Annotated in this window: 15 protein-coding genes; 13 read left to right on the plus strand and 2 right to left on the minus strand. The window is 66.1% G+C overall.

Annotated elements, in window-relative coordinates; all coding sequences use genetic code 11:
* Positions 1–581: 581 nt before the first annotated feature.
* The gene (locus SR3_RS19625; RefSeq protein WP_068089990.1) at positions 582–1,415 is read right to left on the minus strand and encodes a LysR substrate-binding domain-containing protein; all 834 of its coding nucleotides are present in this window, start codon (positions 1,413–1,415) and stop codon (positions 582–584) included.
* Positions 1,416–1,594: 179 nt separating this feature from the next.
* Between SR3_RS19625 and SR3_RS19630 the strand changes: the two genes are divergently transcribed.
* Positions 1,595–2,182, plus strand: coding sequence for a nitroreductase family protein (locus SR3_RS19630; RefSeq protein ID WP_068089991.1), 588 nt, complete (start codon positions 1,595–1,597; stop codon positions 2,180–2,182).
* Between the two features lie 211 nt (positions 2,183–2,393).
* Here SR3_RS19630 and SR3_RS19635 read toward each other — a convergent pair whose 3' ends face one another.
* Complete coding sequence (locus tag SR3_RS19635; protein ID WP_068089992.1) at positions 2,394–3,509, minus strand: oxidoreductase; 1,116 nt, start codon at positions 3,507–3,509, stop codon at positions 2,394–2,396.
* Positions 3,510–3,606: 97 nt separating this feature from the next.
* Here SR3_RS19635 and SR3_RS19640 point away from each other — a divergent pair, with 97 nt between their 5' ends.
* The 12 genes from SR3_RS19640 (at position 3,607) to SR3_RS19695 (ending at position 19,972) form a co-directional block, all read left to right on the plus strand.
* On the plus strand, positions 3,607–4,482 hold the full coding sequence (locus SR3_RS19640) for a LysR family transcriptional regulator (protein ID WP_218018854.1): 876 nt from the start codon (positions 3,607–3,609) through the stop codon (positions 4,480–4,482).
* A gap of 144 nt (positions 4,483–4,626) precedes the next feature.
* The gene (locus SR3_RS19645; protein WP_157098985.1) at positions 4,627–5,388 is read left to right on the plus strand and encodes a siderophore-interacting protein; all 762 of its coding nucleotides are present in this window, start codon (positions 4,627–4,629) and stop codon (positions 5,386–5,388) included.
* A gap of 179 nt (positions 5,389–5,567) precedes the next feature.
* The gene (locus SR3_RS19650; protein ID WP_068089994.1) at positions 5,568–8,039 is read left to right on the plus strand and encodes a TonB-dependent receptor; all 2,472 of its coding nucleotides are present in this window, start codon (positions 5,568–5,570) and stop codon (positions 8,037–8,039) included.
* A gap of 4 nt (positions 8,040–8,043) precedes the next feature.
* On the plus strand, positions 8,044–8,823 hold the full coding sequence (locus tag SR3_RS19655; protein ID WP_245654002.1) for a tetratricopeptide repeat protein: 780 nt from the start codon (positions 8,044–8,046) through the stop codon (positions 8,821–8,823).
* Entirely contained in the window at positions 8,820–9,491 is a 672-nt protein-coding gene (locus SR3_RS19660) for a PepSY-associated TM helix domain-containing protein (protein WP_068089996.1), read from the plus strand. The genes SR3_RS19655 and SR3_RS19660 overlap by 4 nt, the downstream gene beginning before the upstream one ends.
* Positions 9,491–10,477 carry an FAD:protein FMN transferase gene (locus tag SR3_RS19665; protein ID WP_245654003.1) on the plus strand — a complete coding sequence of 329 codons (987 nt, stop codon included), beginning with the start codon at positions 9,491–9,493 and terminating at the stop codon, positions 10,475–10,477. Before SR3_RS19660 ends, SR3_RS19665 begins: the two co-directional genes overlap by 1 nt.
* Positions 10,478–10,592: 115 nt before the next feature.
* The gene (locus SR3_RS19670) at positions 10,593–11,375 is read left to right on the plus strand and encodes an energy transducer TonB (RefSeq protein WP_068089997.1); all 783 of its coding nucleotides are present in this window, start codon (positions 10,593–10,595) and stop codon (positions 11,373–11,375) included.
* Positions 11,376–11,615: 240 nt separating this feature from the next.
* A complete protein-coding gene (locus SR3_RS19675; RefSeq protein ID WP_068089998.1) occupies positions 11,616–12,293 on the plus strand; it encodes a response regulator transcription factor in 678 nt (225 codons plus the stop codon).
* A gap of 18 nt (positions 12,294–12,311) precedes the next feature.
* Complete coding sequence (locus SR3_RS19680; RefSeq protein WP_068089999.1) at positions 12,312–13,691, plus strand: sensor histidine kinase; 1,380 nt, start codon at positions 12,312–12,314, stop codon at positions 13,689–13,691.
* Between the two features lie 465 nt (positions 13,692–14,156).
* Positions 14,157–17,396 (plus strand): efflux RND transporter permease subunit, encoded by a 3,240-nt coding sequence (locus SR3_RS19685; protein WP_068090000.1) that lies wholly within the window; start codon positions 14,157–14,159, stop codon positions 17,394–17,396.
* Complete coding sequence (locus SR3_RS19690) at positions 17,389–18,564, plus strand: efflux RND transporter periplasmic adaptor subunit (protein ID WP_068090001.1); 1,176 nt, start codon at positions 17,389–17,391, stop codon at positions 18,562–18,564. The genes SR3_RS19685 and SR3_RS19690 overlap by 8 nt, the downstream gene beginning before the upstream one ends.
* Positions 18,557–19,972: an efflux transporter outer membrane subunit gene (locus SR3_RS19695; RefSeq protein WP_068090002.1), complete on the plus strand. Its 1,416-nt coding sequence runs from the start codon at positions 18,557–18,559 to the stop codon at positions 19,970–19,972. Before SR3_RS19690 ends, SR3_RS19695 begins: the two co-directional genes overlap by 8 nt.
* Positions 19,973–20,146 lie beyond the last annotated feature (174 nt).

A 20,146-nucleotide genomic window follows, 5' to 3' on the forward strand; every position in this document is an offset into this window, starting at 1 on the left:
CCTGTGGCCATGATGTGTTCCTGCCAGATGCAGCCTGTCGCTGAGAGTCTGTTTGGACATTCGGCGAAGCCGAATTTGCGGCACCGGCCCTCTCCCCCATCCGGCTAGCCATATGATACTGCCGTTGGGTGGCCGGGTGGGGGAGAGGGCCGGTGCCGCATCAGAAGATGCGCTTTTGCGCATCTTCCAAACAGGCTCTTAGCGCTTTCCGAAAACCGCTGCCTGGCTTTCGGAAATCGCCAGCAAGGTCGAAACGCCCCTTACGGCATTCCGATAGGGCGAAAAGGCATAGGTGCCCCACACAAGGCCGATGAACAAAAGAAAGATAATACGGCTCGCTGTGATCACGTCAGATCGCTCCCCTGCGTGACGGCGACTTACGGATCAGGCAGAATATTCGCAATCCTACGGATGTAGGGGGCAGGTGAGGCCGTTCTGTTCTGGCACATCGACTGTCTTGTGCTGCAAAGGCGCTGTTGCAAAAGAATTTTTATGAGCCCCTGACAAGCAGACTTGCGATTCGCTTCGGTGGCAGATTTTATGGAAAAAGGATGGCGCGTGTCCGAATGCGCCCCTCCCGATCACAACGCCGCCATCGCCTGATGCGCCAGCCGTGCCAACTGCCCGGTCACCATATCCAGCCGGGGCGCGGTCTGCAGGATGCAGGACAGGCGCGGCAGGCCGGGCAGCTTGCGTGAGGACAGCGGCGGCTCGGTCAGGAACAGCTGGGTGCGGCAGGTGACGCCCAGCCCGGCTTCCACCGCGGTGCGCAGGGCGGTGAGATGCGGCGTCTCCACCGCGATGCGATAGGGAATGCCCGCCTTGTCCAGCGCCCGCAGCGCGGCATCGCGAAAACGGCAGGGCGCCTCCAGCATGGCCAGCGGCAGCACGGGCTGCTCCAGCAAGTCGGCCTTGCCGTACCAGTCCATGGCGGTGTGGGCGATGGCCCGATCGTCGGAAGCCTGCGCAAAGCCCAGCACGATATCGAGCTGCCCCCGGTCGAGCAGGGTGAGCAGATCCTGCGTATCGGCCACCCGCGAGTAAATCTGCGTCCCCGGATGATGATCGGCAAATTGCGACAACAGCCCGGACAACAGGCTCTCGGCGAAATCCTGCGCCACGCCGATGCGCGTGGGGCTGGCGAAATGCCCCGCGCTGATGGTGGCCACGGCCTCGTCATGCAGCACCAGCACCTTGCGGGCGTAATCCAGCATCAGATCGCCCGCCGGGGTCAGCGTCAGGCGGCGGCCCTCGCGGTGGAACAGGTTCTGGCGCAGCAGTTCCTCCAGCCGCTTGATCTGCAGGCTAAGCGCCGATTGCGTGACGAAGACCTTGTGCGAGGCACTCAGCATCGAACCGGCATCGACGATGGCGACGAAACTGCGGAGCAGATTGGTGGGCAGATTGACAGGCATCGTTTTTTCGCAACTCTCTGGTGAGGCAGGCGATGTATGATAACCTCATATACTCTATCAAATCACTAGAGATTATGGGGTTAAAAGCATTTCTTTTTGGCAGGGCGCTCGCGCCGGGGCGGGCAATGGGCTAACCTGTAGCCAAGAATGTCACCTAAATCATTGAAGAAAGGCGTTTCATGAGCGAGCCGCGCATTGCTGACCACCCCATCGATGAATATTTCCTCGCCCGCTGGTCCCCCCGCGCCTTCGACGGTTCGACGCTGAGCGAGGCCGATCTCAAGCCCCTCTTCGAAGCCGCGCGCTGGGCCCCCTCGGCGTTCAACTATCAGCCGTGGCGCTTTGCATGGGCGGTGAAGGGCGATGCGCATTGGGACGCTTACGTCTCGGCCCTGCTGCCCTTCAACGCCACCTGGGCCTCGAACGCCGCCGCGCTGGTGTTCATCCTCTCCGACCGGCAGATCACCGCGCCCGGCTCCACCGAGTCCACGCCCGCCGGCACCAACAGCTTCGATGCCGGCGCGGCCTGGGGCTATCTGGCCCTGCAGGCGACGCGCCTCGGCCTCGCCACGCATGCCATGGCCGGTTTCGATGCCGCCCGCGCCGGGGAGATCACCGGGGCAGGGGAGCGCTATAAGGTGGAAGTCGCCGTGGCGATCGGCCGTCGCGGGGATGCATCGACCTTGCCGAAAGCTCTGGCCGCGCGTGAGGCGCCCAGCCCGCGTCTGCCGGTGTCGGAGATCGCTTTTAACGGGGCGATCAGGTAAGGGAAAAGAGAAGCGCGAGGGGATTATCCCCTCGCGCTCCCATGACGTCTTCCGGCGCATGGGCAGTGGCGCCGCCATGGAGCGCCCTGCCTCTCCACCTGCGCAAGCCACGGCGCCGCGGCAAGCTGGGCGCAATGCCGAACCCCAAGCGCAAGGTAGACACTAAAGGGAGCGCGAGGGTCATGACCCTCGCACTTTCCCTTCCATCTTCTTAAGCAGCCACAGCCTTACCCGGCCCCTTATAGCGCGCCAGCCAATGGGCATAAGGCGCGGGCAGCACATCATCAGGCTGATCCACGCCCAGCTCCAGCGCCAGACGGTGAGGATAATGCGGATTGGCGAGCATGGCGCGCCCGATGCCCACCAGATCCATCACCCCGTCCGCCACCACTCTCTCGGCATCCGCGGCCGCATCGAAGCCCCATGCCGAGGACACGGGCAGCCCGGCCTCGCGGCGCACGCGGGCCACCACGGGCGCCAGAAACGCCGGGCCCCATGGGATGTGCGCCTCCGGGGTGGAGAAGCCCATGCTGACGCTCAGCAGGTCCAGCCCGCCGTCCTTCATCTTGCGGGTGAGGTCGATGGCTTCGGAGAGCGTTTCCTCGTCGCGGCCATCGTATTCGATCACGCCGAAGCGGGCGGTCAGCGGCAGGCGCTCGGCCCAGACAGAGCGCACGGCGCTCAGCGTTTCAAGGATGAAGCGGCCCCGGCCTGCGGCGTCGCCGCCGTAGGCATCCTCGCGGTGGTTGGCGTGGACGGAGAAGAAGCTCTGGGCGAGGTAGCCATGGGCGAAATGCAGTTCCAGCCACTCGAAACCGGCGGCCAGAGCGCGCCTGGCGGCGGCGGCGAAGGCTTCGCGCACCTCCGCGATATCCTCCAGCGTCATGGCCCGGGGCACCTTGCCCAACCCGCCGCCAAAGGCGATGGCCGAGGGGGAGATGGTGTCCCAGCCGCGCGGATCGCTGTCGGGGATGTGGTCATCGCCTTCCCACGGGCGGTTGGCGCTGGCCTTGCGGCCGGCATGGGCGATCTGGATACCGGGCACGGCGCCGGCGGCCTTGATGGCGGCGGCGATTTTGGAGAGGCCTGCGATATGGCTGTCATCCCAGATGCCGGTGCAGCCGGGGGAGATGCGGCCCTCGGGCAGCACGCCGGTCGCCTCGACGACCACCAGACCCGAGCCGCCGCGCGCCAGAGCGGTGTAATGCGCCAGATGCCAGTCGGTGACGGCGCCGTCGATCGCGCTGTACTGGCACATGGGGGGCACGGTGATGCGGTTGCGAAGGGTGACATCCTTCAGGGTGAAGGGGGTGAACAAGGCTGTCATTCAGAAACTCCGGGGGGAGAGGGAGAGGTTATGATGGCCAAGATAGGCGATGGCTTGTATTAGATAACCCCGTGGTCGCTTATGGATTCGATAAATAATGCTAATGCTGAATCCGATCTGGTTGCGCAGTTTCATCGCGCTGGCCGATCTGGGCAACTTCACCCGCGCGGCGGAGCGGCTGGGGGTGACTCAGGCGGCGATCAGCCAGCATGTGCGGGCTCTGGAGGACCGGCTGGGCCCTCTGCTGGTGCGGCGAGGGCGGCAGGTGGAGATGACCCCCGCAGGCAGATTGCTGCTCGACCATGCGCAGGCGCGCGAGCAGGCCGAAAGGCTGCTCCATCAGCGGATCGAGGGCGACTGCGATTGCGAGGGTGCGGTTTCGCTGATCACGCCGGGCAGCGTGGGGTTGAAGATCTATCCGCTGCTGCTCGATCTGCAGGCGCTGCATCCGCTGCTGGCAATCCATCACCGCTTCGCGCCGGACGCCGAGGTGGTGGAGGCGGTGCTGGCGGGCCGTTTCGAGCTGGGTCTGGCCACCGTGCTGCCCGATGATCCGCGCCTGATCGCAAGGCCTTTCGGCAGCGAGGCGCTGGAGCTGATCGTGCCCGCGCAGGCGCAGGTGAAGAGCTGGGAGGATCTGGCCCGGCTGGGCTTTATCGACCATCCCGAAGGCAAGGCCATGGCGACGCGGCTGCTGGGCCTCGCCTTTCCGCGCCATCCGGGGGTGGCCAGCCTGCCGGTGAAGGGTTTTTCCAATCAGGTGGGGCTGATGCTGGAGCCGGTGGCGCGGGGCATGGGGTTCACCGTGTTGCACCGCCATGCGCGGCAGGCTTTTCGCGATCAGGCGGCGATCCGCGTGGTGGAGCATGGCCCCCCGGTGATCGACCGGCTGTGGCTGCTGCATCGCGCCGAGTGGCCTTTGTCGCAGCGGGCGGAGCGGGCGGTGGCGTGGTTGCAGGCCAATCTCGTCTAGAAGGTCTCGACTGAGTAAGTAAAACTGCATCAAGATATATCTTGATTTTGAATCGCAAGTCGTCCATTGGCGGGGACACCCACTGAGAATCATCCTTTTGCGCAGGCGTCTGTGCCTGTCGCCCAGTCATTGGAGTTCGTTCCCATGTCGACCCAGACCCAGCCCCGCCATCACATCGAACGCGTCCGCCATGAGCTGCGCCGCCGCACCATCACGGTGACCAGCGTGATCGACCTCTCGCCCAAAATGCGCCGTTTCGTCTTCACCGCTCCAGACCTCTCCGATTTCAACAGCGCGGGCGTGGACGATCACATCAAGCTTTTCTTCGGCGAGGAGAATGGCGAGCGCCTGATGCGCGATTTCACCCCCCGCGCCTTCGACAATGCCACCCAGAGCCTGACCGTCGATTTCGCCCTGCACGATCACGGCCCCGCCGCCCATTGGGCGCAGACGGCGCAGATCGGCACGACGCTGGACATCGGCGGCCCGCGCGGCTCGCAGATCGTGCCCGATGATTTCGACTGGTATCTGCTGATCGCCGACGAAACCGGTCTGCCCTCGATCGGCCGCCGTCTGGAGGGCCTGCGCGGGGGCGTGCCCGTCACCACCATCGTGCTGGTCGACAGCCCGGCCGAGGCCCAGCAGATCGAGACCCAAACCGCATGGACAGCCCAATGGCTGGCCCGCAACGAAGGCGAGGGCGATGACCAGGCCCGCCTGCTTGCCGCCCTGAGCGCGCTGGAATGGCCGCAGGGCGAGGGCTATGTGTGGATCGCCGCCGAGGCTGGCGTGGCCAAGGCCCTGCGCGCCCATGTGCTGGAAGAGCGCGGCCATCCCCCCGCATGGATGCGCGCTGCCGGCTATTGGCTGAAGGGCGAAGCTGGCGCGCATGAGAACTTCGGCTGAGGTCAGCCAAAAACGCGCCTTTTCAGGCTCATGTCGCACCGCCCTCGGAGCCTGTCCCCGGGGGCGGTGTTGCATCTGGGCCACGCGTTCAACATTCCGCAACAGCGCCGATTGACCTTTTGCAACTCACTTGCAATAGCCGCGCCAACTATTGCGTATCAGTTGCATAAAGGATCATCATGCCGACCACCACCTCGCGCAGCATCGCTCAGGGCGCCAGCACGCTGGCCATCGGCTGCATCGGCCTGTTTTCGGCCTTCCCTGCCATGGCTCAGGATCAGCAGGCGCAGGGCAAGGGCGGTGAAGGCCAGAACCTTGGCGGCGTGACGGTGACCGACACCGCCATCGAGGAAGGCAGCTACAAGGTGGAGCGCATGGCCAGCCCCAAGGCCACGGCGCCGCTGCTCGATACGCCCAAGTCGATCACCGTGATCTCGCGCCAGGTGCTGGAAGACACCAACTCCACCACCCTGACCGAGGCGCTGCGCACCGTGCCCGGCATCACCATGGGCGCGGGCGAGGGCGGCAACCCGCTGGGCGACCGCCCCTTCATCCGCGGCGCGGATTCGCAGGCCTCGACCTATCTCGATGGCGTGCGCGACATTGCCGCCCAGACCCGCGAGACCTTCGACGTCGAGGCCATCGAGGTCACCAAGGGTTCGGACAGCGTCACCAACGGCTCGGGCAATGGCGGCGGTTCGATCAACATCGTCTCCAAGGCGCCGGAAACCAAGCGTTTCGCCAAGGTGGAAGGCAGCCTGGGCAATGCCGATTACAAGCGCGTGACGGTGGACATCAACCAGCCGCTCAGCGATTTCGTGGGCGTGCGCATCAACGGCATGTTCCACGATCAGGGCGTGGCGGGCCGCGATGCCATCTGGCAGAAGCGCTGGGGCATCGCGCCCTCGATCAAGTTCGGCCTGAACGGTCCCACCAGCCTCGAGCTGGACTGGTATCACATGCATTCGACCGAACTGCCGGATTCGGGCATTCCCTATGCCACCACCATCAGCAACCAGACCGCGACCAACGCGCTGACCGCGCCGTTGCCCACCACGCCTTTCACCACGGCGCAGGGCAACACCATCACCCGCAGCCGTGGCGCTTTCTATGGCCTGGCCGACCGCGATTTCCGCACCACCAACAATGATGCGCTGACCGCCCGCTTCGAGCATAATTTCGACAGCGGCCTGAAGCTGCGCAACACCATGCGCTACACCAACACCACGCAGGAATACATCTACACCCAGCCCGACGATTCGCAGGGCAACGTCTACAACACCGGCACGGTGTGGCGCCGTGCCAACACCCGCTACAGCAAGCAGACCGGCTTCGTCGATCAGGTCGATCTGTCGGGCAAGTTCAACACCGGTTCGATCAAGCACAGCTTTGCGGGCGCCGTGGAATACAGCTGGCAGTCCTCGGGCTATGGCTCATTTGTGTCGAACGCCGCCACCGGCACCGCCCTGTCGACCGGCTCGACGATCAGCCCGCGCTGCAACGCCACCACGCTGGCGCAATATTACTGCACGTCGGCGGCGACCCCCAATTCGAACGACGCCTGGGCCAGCACCGTCAGCGACACCTCGGCCACGCCTGCCGCCATCCAGCGCAGCGCGCCCGCCTCGATGACGCTGGCCAACTCCTCCACCGTTTCGGCCAGCCTGTTCGACACGATCAGCATCACCGACCAGCTGATGATCAATCTGGGCGGCCGCTATGACCGCTATTCCACCAATGTCAGCGCCGCCGTGGCCGCGCCCTACACCGCCAGCCGCAGCTGGCAGAACCGCACCGACGACATCTTCACCTATCAGGCCGGTCTGATCTTCAAGCCGGTGCCTAACGGCAGCTTCTATATCTCGACCGGTTCCTCGGCGGTGCCTCCGGGCTCGTTCCTGGGTCAGGGCAGCGAGGACAATGCGGTGGCCTCCACCACCATCGATCCCAACACGCTCAAGGTGCAGAAGACCACCTCCTATGAAGTGGGCACCAAGTGGAGCCTGCTGCATGACCAGCTGGCGCTGAGCCTCGACCTGTTCCAGACCCGCACCACCAACGCGCGCTACACGGACTCGACCGGCGTCGTGGCCTTCATCGGTGAGAAGCGCGTGCGCGGTGTCGAATTCGGCTTCAGCGGCAATGTGACGCCGCAGTGGAGCATCTTCGGCGGCTACACCTACATGCCCTCCAAGGTGCTGAACGCGGGCTACACCGTCACCACCACCACCGTGGGCACGGGCGCCAATGCCGTGACCTACACCGCATCGGCCCCCGCCGCGCTGACGGGTCATGCCTTCCCCAACACGCCCACCAACAGCTTCACCCTCTTCACCAGCTACAAGGTGACGCCCAAGTTCACGCTGGGCGGCGGGGCGATCTATATGGGCCGCGTCTATGGCGGCTTCTCCGACAGCCGCACGGCAGGCCCGAACGGCGTGGTGACCATCACCAAGACGCGCGCGGTCTATGTGCCTGATTACTGGCGTTTCGATGCCAATGCCTCGTATCAGATCAACAGTGTGATCGGGCTGCGGGTCAGCGCGCTGAACATCACCAACAAGCTGTATTACGATCAGGCCTATGCCACCCATTACGCCCATCAGGCGGCGGGTCGCACGGTGATCGGCACGCTCAGCATCAAGTACTGACCGCGTGACGACAGCGCCTGCTGCCGATAGCCCGTCCGAAGCTTCGGCGCTCCCTCGGGACAATCCCGTGTGGAGCGCCGAGGAATGGCGCGCCCTTCTCACCGGCCCGCCCGAAGGCGCCGCCCGGGCGCTGGAGCAGGCGGCGCAGGGCGGCATGGCGCTGGCGCAGCTTTATTATGGGCAGTTTCTGGTCGACGGGTGCGGGGTTTCGGCAGACCCCCGCGCCGCGCTGCACTGGTTCCACAAGGCGGCGCAGGCCGGGCTGCCCATGGCGATGAACATGGTGGGGCGCTGCTTCGATCAGGGCTTCGGCGTGGAGGAAGACCCGGCGCAGGCCGTGCCATGGTTCCGCGCCGCGGCGGAGCAGGGGCTCGACTGGGGGCTCTACAATCTGGCCACCATGCTGACGCTGGGGCGCGGCGTGGCGGAAGACAAGGCGCAGGCGCTGGAGCTGTTCCGTCAGGCCTCGGCCCAGAGCCACGCCAAATCGACCAATATGGTCGGCATTTTTCACGAGGATGGCTGGGTGGTGCCGCAGAACCTGCGGCTGGCCGCCTATCACTTCGCCCGCGCGGCGGAGGGTGGCGATTTCCGCGGTGCTTTCAATCACGCGCGCATGCTGATCGCGGCTGGGCAGATGGCGGAAGCGCTGCCATGGCTGGAAAGTGCGCGGGCCGGCGGGCATGCGCGTTTCGCGGAGCAGATGACGGCGTGGCTGGCCGCGCGCAAGGAAGAGTCTCTGCGCGCATTGGCGCGGCAATGGGATGAGCAAGGGCGGGCATGAAGACGGTCGTGAAGCAGAAGCCGGTGCTGACTCCTGCCGAAAAGGACAGGCTGGCCAAGCGCAAGAAGGCCAAGCAGTTCTGGCTGAAGCAACTGCATAGCTGGCACTGGATCAGCGCGGCGCTCTCCATGATCGGCATGCTGGGTTTCGCGATCACCGGGATCACGCTCAATCACGCCGAGGCGATCCATACCGAGCCCAAGGTGGTGTCGCGCAGCGGCCAGCTGCCCGCCGCCATGGTGAAGGAGCTGGCCGCGCCCGCCAAGCCGAATGCGCCTCTGCCCGCCGATATCGCCGCGCAGGTGAAGGCGCAGGTGGGGATCGATGTGGCGGGCCGCCCGGCGGAATGGGCCAGCGACATCGTGACGGTCAACATGCCCCGCCCGGGTGGCGACGGCTGGGTGACGGTCGATCCGGCGAGCGGCGCCATCGCCTCGGAGCTGACGGATCGCGGCTGGCTCTCGTTGGTCAACGATCTGCACAAGGGGCGCAATTCCGGCGGCGCATGGAGCTGGTTTATCGACCTTTTCGCCGGGGCCTGCGTGATTTTCACGCTCACCGGGCTGTTGCTGTTGCAGCTTCACAGCAAGCATCGGCCCAGCACCTGGCCGATTGTCGGGCTGGGGCTGTTGATCCCGATCCTGCTGATCCATTTTCTGGTGCCGTGATGGCGGAAGAGTTGCGCATTGCTCTGCCGGATCACGTCGATCCGCTGGCCCTGCGCAGCATGGATGCCGATGCGCCCGTCACCACCCTGTCCGGCCCGACGATGGGCACGACTTGGCGCCTGCATGCCGTGTTGCCCTCTGGCCTGAGCGCGGCGCGCGTCACCGAGGTGATCGAGGCCCGGCTGGAAGCGCTGGTGGCGCAGATGAGCCATTGGGAGCCGGACAGCGCCCTGTGCCGCTTCAACGCCGCGCCCGCCGGGCATGGGCAGATTCTGCCGCCCGCTTTCGCTTATGTGATGCGGGCGGCTCTGACCATCGCCGAAGCCAGCGCGGGCGCTTTCAGCCCCGCCATCGGCCGGCTGGTCGATCTCTGGGGGTTTGGGCCGCCCGGCCCGGTGGCGCAGGCTCCCGCGCCTCAGCGTGTTACACAAGCACTGGCCCCCTCCGACTGGCGCTTGCTGAAGCTGGAAGAGGGGCGGCTTTATCAGCCGGGCGGTCTTTCGCTCGATCTCTCCGGCATCGCGAAAGGCTATGCCGTGGATGCGCTGGCGGGCGATCTGGCGCGGCTGGGGGTGATTCACCAACTGGTCGAAGTCGGCGGCGAACTGGTCGGGCGCGGACTGCGGCCCGATGGCCAGCCATGGTGGGTCGATCTGGAAACGCCAGAACAGGCTGGCCTGCCGGGCCTGCGCGTGGGGCTGCATGGCTTGGCCGTGGCCACCTCGGGCAGCTATGTGCGCGGGTTGCACAATCTCGATCCGCGCACTGGCGCTCCCGCGACATCGGGCGTGGTGGCCTGCAGCGTGATCCATGCCAGCGCCATGAGCGCCGATGGCTGGGCCAGTGCTTTCAGCGTGCTCGATCCCGATGGCGGCATGGCTTTGGCGACTCGGCTTGGGCTGGCGGTGCGCTGGGTGATCCAGCGGGCTGACGGACCCTATATCGAGCATATCAGCCCCGTTCTGGCCCATATGCTGGCTGAATAGCGCTGTTTTGGCCTTTACGGCGGCCTCTGTGATTGATACTGACTCTCAATAACCCGGATCGCCGATCCGGGTTTCCTATTGTCGTCACCGCGTCGTCATCACGTCAGGGGCAGTCATGCTGGCAGACACTTCCGCACTCGCGCGCTTTGCGCCGGATGATTTCCCGCTCCCCACGCGGAACGCCGCGCTGGCAGCCCCCCGTCTGGTGCCGGTGAGCGCGCCGGAGCCGATCTATTCCCATGCCTCCACCTATGGGCAGGGCGGGGTGAAACGTCAGGCGCCCGCCGCCGTGGTGGCCTTTGCGGCGGTCAGCCTGCTGTTCTCGACGCTGGTGTGGATGAATGTGCATGAGCATCACCATCGCCACCACCGCGTCATGGCGGTCGATCTGAAGCTCGATCCGCCCGCGCCGCCCAAACAACAGCCCAAGCCCGAGGTCGAGAAGGTGGAGCTGCCCACCACCCCAACCCCTGTGCAGCAGCCTGTGGTGACCCCCGAGCCCATGCCCGCGCCCGTGGCCCTCTCTCCCGCGCCCGCCCCGGCGCCCGTGGTGCAGGCGCCGCCCGCGCCGCCGGCTGCCCCCGCCGCGCCGCCGCCCAAGGCGGTTGGCCCTGCCGAGGGCGGCGATCTTTCGGCCAAGATGCTGTCCTTCACCGCGCCGTCCTATCCGCTGGAATCGCGGCGCAACAAGGAAGAGGGCACGGTGGCGCTCAGCCTGCTGCTGGGCACCGATGGCCGAGTCGCGGAGATTTCCATCGCCAGCAGCAGTGGTTTCGCCCGGCTCGACAAGGCCGCGCTGGAGGCGGTTCGCAAATGGCGCTGGTCCCCCGTGATGCGCGGCGGTGAGGCCGTGCAGGTGCGCGGCACCGTGAAAATTCCCTTTATCATCAAGCATTGAGGGGCCATCCGCCAAGGCTTTCCGCCGCATGGATATCCATGCGGCGGGCTGTCTTACGTCTGCATCGTAAGACCAAGGTGAAATTCTATTCACTTGAGCCCGGCGCGCCGATGCGCGAAAGCGGCAGGCGGAGAGGACGCCCGAACGGCCGTTCCGCCCACGCATTCACCCCCCCGATGCGTCTGGCGGAACGGCCAATCCGGGTTAAGGGGCCCGAGCACCGGATTTGAGGAGAGCGGCATGGCCCGCATCTTGGTCGTCGAGGACGATTCAGAAACCGCCGAGATTATTGCCTCTGCCCTCACGGGTCAGGGGCATGATGTTGTTTGGGTCGATGATGGCCGCTTGGCGCTGACCCGGCTGGAGACCGAACGCTTCGACGCCATCACGCTGGACCGCATGCTGCCGGGCCTCGATGGCCTGGGGCTGGTCGCAAGGCTGCGCGCGCGCCGGTTGCAGACGCCGGTGCTGATGCTCTCCGCGCTGGGCGATGTCGATGAGCGCGTGGCGGGCCTGCGCGCGGGCGGCGATGATTACCTCGCCAAGCCCTTTGCCGTCAGCGAGCTGGCGATGCGGGTGGAGGTGCTGCTGCGTCGCAACCGTGAATATCCCGAGGATGGTTTCCTGCGCGCCGGGCAGGTGGAGATCGATCTGGTCAAGCGCCAGGTCTGGGTCGGCGGTGAGCCGGTCACGCTGCTTCAGACCGAGTTCCGCCTGCTGGAGTTTCTGGCCCGCCATGCCGGTCGCCCGGTTGCGCGGCAGGTGATTTTCGAGCAGGTTTGGGGACGGTTCTTCGAGGCGAGCGACAATCTCATCAATGTGCATATCGCCAAACTGCGCAAGAAGCTGGAGCGGCCCGGCCATCCCTCGCCGATCCAGACGCTCAAGGGCGAAGGGTATCGCCTTGAAGTCGAGTAAGGGCCGCCGAAGCACCCCATGCCGCCCCTGACCGAAACCTTGCTTGGCCTGCGGCTGGCCGATCTGCGCCACACCACCGCCTTCCGGCTGACGGCGGGGCTTTGCGCGGTCTTCGTGGTGGCGGTGATCGGCCTGCTGGGTCTGACCTATGTGCTGACCGCCCAGCAATTGTTCTGGCGCACCGACCAGTTTCTCACCACCCGCATGGACAGCATCCTGCACACGCCGCGCGGCCGTGAGGCCCTGATGACCCGCCATGCCATCGATGCCTGGGCCAGCGGTCTGGAATTCATCGCGCTCTACGATGCGCATGGCCAGAGGGTGGTGGGCAATGTGAAGGTCGCCGAGCCCTTTCCGCTGGGCAAGCCCTTCGAGCGCAGCGACGGCGGCCCGCCGGGCATCCCGCTACGCCTGCTGGCCGGGCGCCTGTCCTCCGGCGATGTGGTGGTGGTGGCGCGCGACATTTCTCCGCTGCGCGATCTGCATGAGCGTGTGCTGATCATCATGGGGCTGAGCGGCTTTGCCACGATTCTGGTCGCGCTGGTGGTGGGCGTGTCGCTCAGCATCGGGCCGATGCGGCGCGTGCGCGACATGCAGGTGATGGCCAGCGCCATCGCGCGGGGCGATCTGCGCCACCGGCTGCCCGAAACCCCGCGCCGCGACGAAATCGACGTGATCGGCACCATCATCAACGGCATGGTCGAGGAGATCGAGCGGCTGATGGGGCAGGTGAAGGGCGCCACCGATGCCATCGCTCACGATATGCGCACGCCGCTGACGCATCTGCGCGCCCGGCTTGACCGGCTGGCCCAGCACGCCGCCATTGCTGACGACACCGAACTGCGCGGCTCGATCTACGGCGCCATGGGCGAGCTGGACATGACGCTGGCCCGCTTCCGCGCCCTGCTTCGCATTTCCGAGATCGAGGCCTCGCGCCGCCATGCCGCCTTCGCCAATCTCGATCCGCTCGATGTGCTTTCCGGCGTGGCCGAGCTTTACGATCCGCTGGCCGAGGAGCGCGGCATCACCCTCTCCGTGGCCGCAACCGGTGGTCTGGTGATCCGCGCCGACGAGCGGTTGCTGTTCGAGGCGATCAGCAATCTGGTCGAGAACGCCACCAAATTCGCGCCGGAGAACTCCACCGTCACGCTGGCGCTGAAGCCTTTGCCCGATGCCGTGGCCATCGAGGTGCGCGACTCGGGGCGCGGCATCCCGGAGGGCGAGCGCGAGCGGGTCTTGCGCCGCTTCGAGCGTGGGGCAGGGGCCGCCATGGCGCCCGGCTCCGGTCTGGGGCTGAGTCTGGTGGTGGCCATCGTGCAGTTGCACGGTTTCGAGTTTTCGCTCGAGGACGCCGGGCCGGGGCTGGTGGCGCGGATCGTGGCAAGGCGGTTGCGGTAGGGTTTTGCAAATTTAAAGAATAAGATGCGAGGGGGTTACCCCCTCGCGCTCCCATAACGTCTTCCGGCTATAGGGCAGGGGCTCCGAAGCGGGGCGCCCTATCTCTCCACCTGCGCAACTGGCGCAGCAGGCAGGAAACCCCAGACTGCCCTCACGATATTGACTGCCTGCGGCGCCGACGCTTGCGTCGGAGCGCTACCTTAATCTTCGCACTACGCCAGCGTCGGGAGACGTAACGGGGTGCAGGGGCGATGGCCCCTGCATTTTCCCTTTTCTGCCTTGCTTTTCGGGCCCTTCGCACTGGCGCTGCTCCGGGGCGTTCGAACTTAATTTTAATTAAGTTGTTCGCACTTGCACAAGAGCGCAGATGCATCGTCATCCCCTCGGCGCGTCGGGCTTCGTCCCCCCTCATCCCCCCCGGCTCGGCGCGCCAACCCTCGATTGTTCAACGAGAGAGCGCCTTTCATGCTGCAACTCGTCAAGATCGCATTGCTCAGGCCGCTCACCTTCGTGGTGATGGCGATTCTGATCGTGCTGTTCGGCTCCATTGCCTGGGTCAAAACCCCGACCGACATCTTCCCCGACATCAAGGTGCCGGTGATCGCCGCCGTGTGGACCTACACTGGCCTGTCCCCCAAGGACATGTCCGGGCGTATCGTCTACAGCTACGAGCGTCAGCTGACCGCCACGGTCAATGACATCGACCATATGGAAAGCTCGTCGTACAACGGCATCGGCGTGGTGAAGATCTACTTCCGGCCGGGCGTCGACATCCGCACCGCCACCGCGCAGGTCACCTCGACCTCGCAGACGGTGCTCAAGCAGATGCCGGCGGGCATCACCCCGCCGCTGATCCTGAACTACAGCGCCTCGACCGTGCCGATCCTGCAGATCGCGCTGTCTTCGGGCGTTCTGTCGGAACAGCAGCTGTTCGATCTTGGCCAGAACACCATCCGCTCCTCGCTGGCGACGGTGCAGGGCGCGGCGCTGCCGTCGCCTTACGGTGGCCGCGTGCGCCAGATCCAGATTGATCTCGATCCGCAGGCGCTGCAGGCCCGCCACCTTTCGCCCGCAGACGTGGGCGCGGCGCTGGCCTCGCAGAACCAGATCATCCCGGCGGGCACGGCGCGCATCGGCACCTATGAGTACAACGTCAATCTGAACAACGCCCCCGAAGCCATCGACTCGCTCAACACTCTGCCGATCAAGACGGTGGACGGCGCGACGGTGATGATGCGCGACGTGGCCAATGTGCATGACGGTTCGCCCCCGCAGCAGAACGAAGTGCGCGTGAACGGCAAGCGTTCGGTGCTGATGACGCTGCTCAAGGCCGGTTCCGCCTCCACCATCGACATCGTCGACGGCACCAAGGCGATGCTCGACCAGCTCAAGCCCTCGCTGCCCGATGGCGTGAAGATCGACCTGCTGTCCGATCAGTCACTCTTCGTGAAGGCGGCCATCTCGGGCGTGGTGCGCGAGGGCGTGATCGCCGCGGCGCTCACCTCGCTGATGATCCTGCTGTTCCTGGGCTCCTGGCGCTCGACGGTGATCATCGCCACCTCGATTCCCCTGGCCATTCTGGCCGCCGTCTGCGGCCTGTCGCTGACGGGCGAGACGCTCAACATCATGACGCTGGGCGGCTTGGCGCTGGCGGTCGGCATCCTCGTCGACGACGCCACCGTCACCATCGAGAACATCAACTGGCACCTTGAGCATGGCAAGCAGGTGCAGGACGCCATCATGGATGGCGCCAAGCAGATCGTGCAGCCCGCTTTCGTCTCGCTGCTCTGCATCTGCATCGCCTTCGTGCCGATGTTCTTCCTCGATGGCGTGGCGGGCTTCCTCTTCGCGCCCATGGCCAAGGCCGTGGTCTTCGCGATGATCGCCAGCTTCGTGCTCAGCCGCACGCTGGTGCCCACCATGGGCAACTGGCTGCTGCGCGCCCATGCCGGGCCGCACACCCATGAGCATATGGCCACCCATGATGCGATGGCGGGCGAACCCAACACGCGCAATCCCTTCAAGCGCTTCCAGCATGGCTTTGAAAAGCGCTTCGAAAACGTGCGCCGGGTCTATGTCGGCATCCTCACGCTAGCGCTGGACAACCGCAAGCGCTTCGTGATCGGTTTCATGAGCGTGGTGTTGGTCAGCTTCGTGCTGGTGCCGTTCCTGGGCCGCAACTTCTTCCCGACCGTGGACTCCGGCCAGATCAGCATCCACGTGCGCGCGCCCACCGGCACGCGTCTGGAAGAGACCGCCGCCCTGTTCGACCATATCGAGCAGCGCATCCGCCACACCGTGCCCGAAGAGCAGACCGCCTCGGTGGTCGACAACATCGGCATGACCGTGTCGGGCATCAACATGGCCTATTCGAACAATGGCGGCATCGGCTCGCAGGATGGTGACATCCTGATCACGCTGAAGGAAGACCACAAGCCGACGGCGCAGTATGTCGAAGCGCTGCGCAAGGATCTGCCCGCGCAGTTCCCCGGCACCAACTTCGCCTTCCTGCCCGCTGATATCGTCAGCCAGATTCTGAACTTCGGCGCGCCCGCGCCCATCGACGTGGTGGTTTCGGGCAAGGACAATGCCGCGAACGAGACCTATGCCAATGAGATCGCCGCGCGCATGAAGCATATCGGCGGCATCGCCGACGTGCGCCTGCAGCAGCCGAGCAACTATCCGGAGCTGAAGGTCAATGTCGACCGCTCGCTGGCCAACCGCATCGGCATCACCGAGAATGACGTCACCAAGTCGCTGTCGGTGAATCTGGCGGGCAGCTCGCAGGTGGCGCCCACCTTCTGGCTCAACCCCAAGACCGGCATTTCCTACCCCATCGTGGTGCAGGCGCCGCAATATGCCAATGACTCGATCTCGGCGCTGAACAATGTGTCCGTGACCGGCACCAATACGTTCCAGACCCTGAACGGCGTCAGCAACATCCATCGCGGCCTGACCGCGGCGCTGATCACCCACTATTCGATCCGCCCCGCGATCGATGTCTACGCCACCACTCAGGGCCGTGACCTTGGCGCCGTGGCCGCCGGGATCCAGCAGATCCTGAAGGACACGCAGAACGACCTGCCCAAGGGCTCGACGGTGGTGCTGCGCGGTCAGGTGCAGACCATGAACTCGGCCTTCTCCGGGCTGATCCTGGGTCTGGCCGGTGCCATCGTGCTGATCTACCTGCTGATCGTGGTCAACTTCCAGAGCTGGGCGGACCCGGCGGTGATCGTCTCGGCGCTGCCGGCTGCTCTTGCCGGCATCGTCTGGATGCTGTTCGCCACGGGCACCACGCTGTCGGTGCCCGCGCTCACCGGCGCTATCATGTGCATGGGCGTGGCCACGGCCAACTCGGTGCTGGTGGTCAGCTTTGCCCGTGAACGTCTGGCCATCGTCGGCGATGCCTACAAGGCCGCGATGGAGGCGGGGGCCACCCGCTTCCGCCCGGTCATCATGACGGCGCTGGCCATGATCATCGGCATGGGCCCCATGGCCCTTGGTCTGGGCGACGGCGGCGAGCAGAACGCGCCACTGGGCCGCGCGGTGATCGGTGGCCTGATCTTCGCCACCACCGCCACGCTGATCTTCGTCCCCGTGGTCTTTGCCATCGTCCATCGCCACATGAAGGCCGGTTCTTCGCAGCCTGCCGAAACCCACCCCCCTGTTGCCGCCCATGAAGCCGCGGAGCCCGTCCATGTCTGAACACAATGAATCCGATGCCCTGCTCTCCGCTCCGGTGGCGCCGCCCAAGGGGCTGGCCAAGCTCGGACTGATCGCCGGCGGCGTGGCCGTGCTGGTGGTGGCCTGGGGGCTGGTCAGCCGCAACCACAATGACGTCAACGCCCAGAGCTTCGCCGATGCGCAGTCCGTGCCCACCGTCCATCTGGTGGCCCCGGGCCAGGCGGGCACCTCCACCCAGCTGGTGCTGCCCAGCACGATGCAGGCCTGGACCTCGGCGCGCATCTTCCCCCGCGTCTCGGGCTATGTCCGCTCGTGGGACAAGGATATCGGCTCGCTGGTCGGGGCGGGCACGCCGCTCGGCTACATCGACACGCCTGAACTCGATCAGCAGATCATTCAGGCCCGCGCCACATTGCAGCGCACCAAGGCCGAGGCCTCGCTGGCCAAGTCCACCGCCGCGCGCTGGAACGATCTGCTGACCTCCAACTCGGTCTCGCATCAGGAGGCGGACGAAAAGAACGCCGGCGCCGCCACCGCCAACGCCACCGTGGCCGAAGCGCAGGCCAGCCTGGGCCGCCTGCTGGCGATGAAGTCCTATGCCACGGTGCGTGCGCCTTTCGCGGGCGTGGTCACGCTGCGCCAGTCGGACATCGGCGATCTGGTGGGCCCCGGCACCACCAACCCGCAGCCGATGTTCGCGGTGGCCGACGAGCATCGCATGCGCATCTATGTGAATGTGCCTCAGCAATATTCGTCGCAGATGCATGCGGGCCTCACCGCTGGTCTCACCGTGCCCGAAGCGCCCGGTCAGGTGATGCAGGCCCGGGTGCTGGCGCAGGCCAACGCCATCAGCCAGCAGAGCGGCGCGCTGCAGGTGCAGCTGGAAATCGACAATCCGCAGCATCTGCTCAAGACCGGCGGTTATGCTCAGGTCAGCTTCAACCTCCCGGTGCCGGTGGGTCTGGTGACCGTGCCGTCCAGCGCGCTGGTACTGCGTGGCGGCGGCACGCGCGTGGGCACGGTGACGCCTGACGGCCATGTCCGCCTGATCCCGGTGACGGTGGGCCGCGACATGGGCGCCACGGTGCAGATCACCTCGGGCCTGTCGCCCGACATGAAGATCATCAACGATCCTGCCGATTCCATCGCGGATGGCCAGAAGGTGGAGATCGGGGGCAGCCATGGCTAAGCGCCTCCTTGCCGGGCTGGCCCTGCTGGGGGCCACCGCGCTGGGCGCCTGTTCGCAGGTGCCCGCCTATCACCCGCCCGTCGCCCCCAATCCCCCCGCCTTCCGCGAGGGCGGACCGTGGAGCATGGCCGCGCCCTCCAGCCTGAGCGCCGCCGGGCACTGGTGGGAAGGCTTTGGCGACCCCGTTCTGAATGAGCTGGAAGGCCGGATCGAGAAGGACAGTCCGACGCTGGCCGCTGCGCTGGCCCGCCGCGATGCCGCCTCGGCGGCGCTGCGCGGAGCGCGGGCCGATCTGTTCCCGCAGCTGGGCGCCAACAGCAATCTGACCTATGACCGCCAGTCGCAGGACCGCCCGCTGCGCAACACCAGCGGTCAGGAAAACATCTATGGGGCCAACACGCTGGGCGGCACCGCCAGTTACGAGCTGGATCTGTGGGGCCGGGTGCGCGCCGAAGTGGCGGCGGGCCGGGCCAATGCGCTGGCCAGCGAGGAGGATGTCGCCGCTGTCCGTCTGAGCCTTCAGGCCGATCTGGCCGCCTATTACATCACCCTGCGCGGGCTGGACCGCGAGGCCGATCTGCTGGTCCACACCGTCGCGGCCTATCAGCAGGCCGATGATGTCACCCGGCATCGCTTCAAGGGCGGCATCGCCACCGGCATCGAGACCGGCCAGTCCGGCGCCCAGCTGGCGGATGCCCAGGCGCAGCTGGCCGATGTGCAGGCCTCGCGCGCCAAGGTGGAGCATGCCATCGCCACGCTGGTCGGCGCGCCCGCTTCGGAGCTGACTCTGGCCGCCAATGTCACGCCGCTCAATGCGCTGAGCGCTGAGGTTGGTCTGCCCTCCACGCTGCTGCAGCGCCGCCCGGACATCGCCGCCGCCGAGCGCCGCATGTTCGCCGCCAATGAGGGGATCGGTCAGGCCCGAGCCGCGGCCTTCCCGCAGATCAGCCTGCTGGGCGGCGGCGGCACCAATTCGACGGTGCTGTCGGGCCTTGGATCGGCGCCGAACCTGTTCTGGGCGCTGGGCCCCTCGATCAGCCTGCCGCTGTTCGATGGCGGGCGCATCAAGGCGGGCATCGCCAAGGCGCGGGCGCAGTGGAACGAATCCACCGCCACCTATCGCCTGACGGTGCTGACGGCCTTCCAGCAGGTGGAGGACAGCCTGTCCGACCTCCACCATCTGGGAGACGAGGACGCCGCCGAGCATCGCGCCGTGGCCAATGCCGAGCAGGCCGCCCAGCTGTCGATGAACCGCTACAACAAGGGCGCGTCGAGCTATCTCGACGTCGTCACCGCCCAGACCACCGAGCTGACCGCCCGTCGCAAGGCGCTTCAGGTCGAGACCGCGCGCCTGCGCGCGGGCGTGGCGCTAGTGCGGGCCCTTGGCGGCGGCTGGCAGAAGGCCTAGGAGGCTTGTGACCACTGTGCGCAAGCACAGTGGTCAGCGGCACCGACCCTCTCCCCCGCCCGGCCACCCACAGGATGCCACCATAGGGTAACCGGGCGGGGGAGAGAGCCGGTGCGGGGCATTCCCGCCCCTTTCAGGAGTCGCCCGTGAGCACCGATCTGCCCCGCCCCACCC

This window comes from Novosphingobium rosa NBRC 15208, assembly GCF_001598555.1.
Lineage (GTDB): Bacteria > Pseudomonadota > Alphaproteobacteria > Sphingomonadales > Sphingomonadaceae > Novosphingobium > Novosphingobium rosa.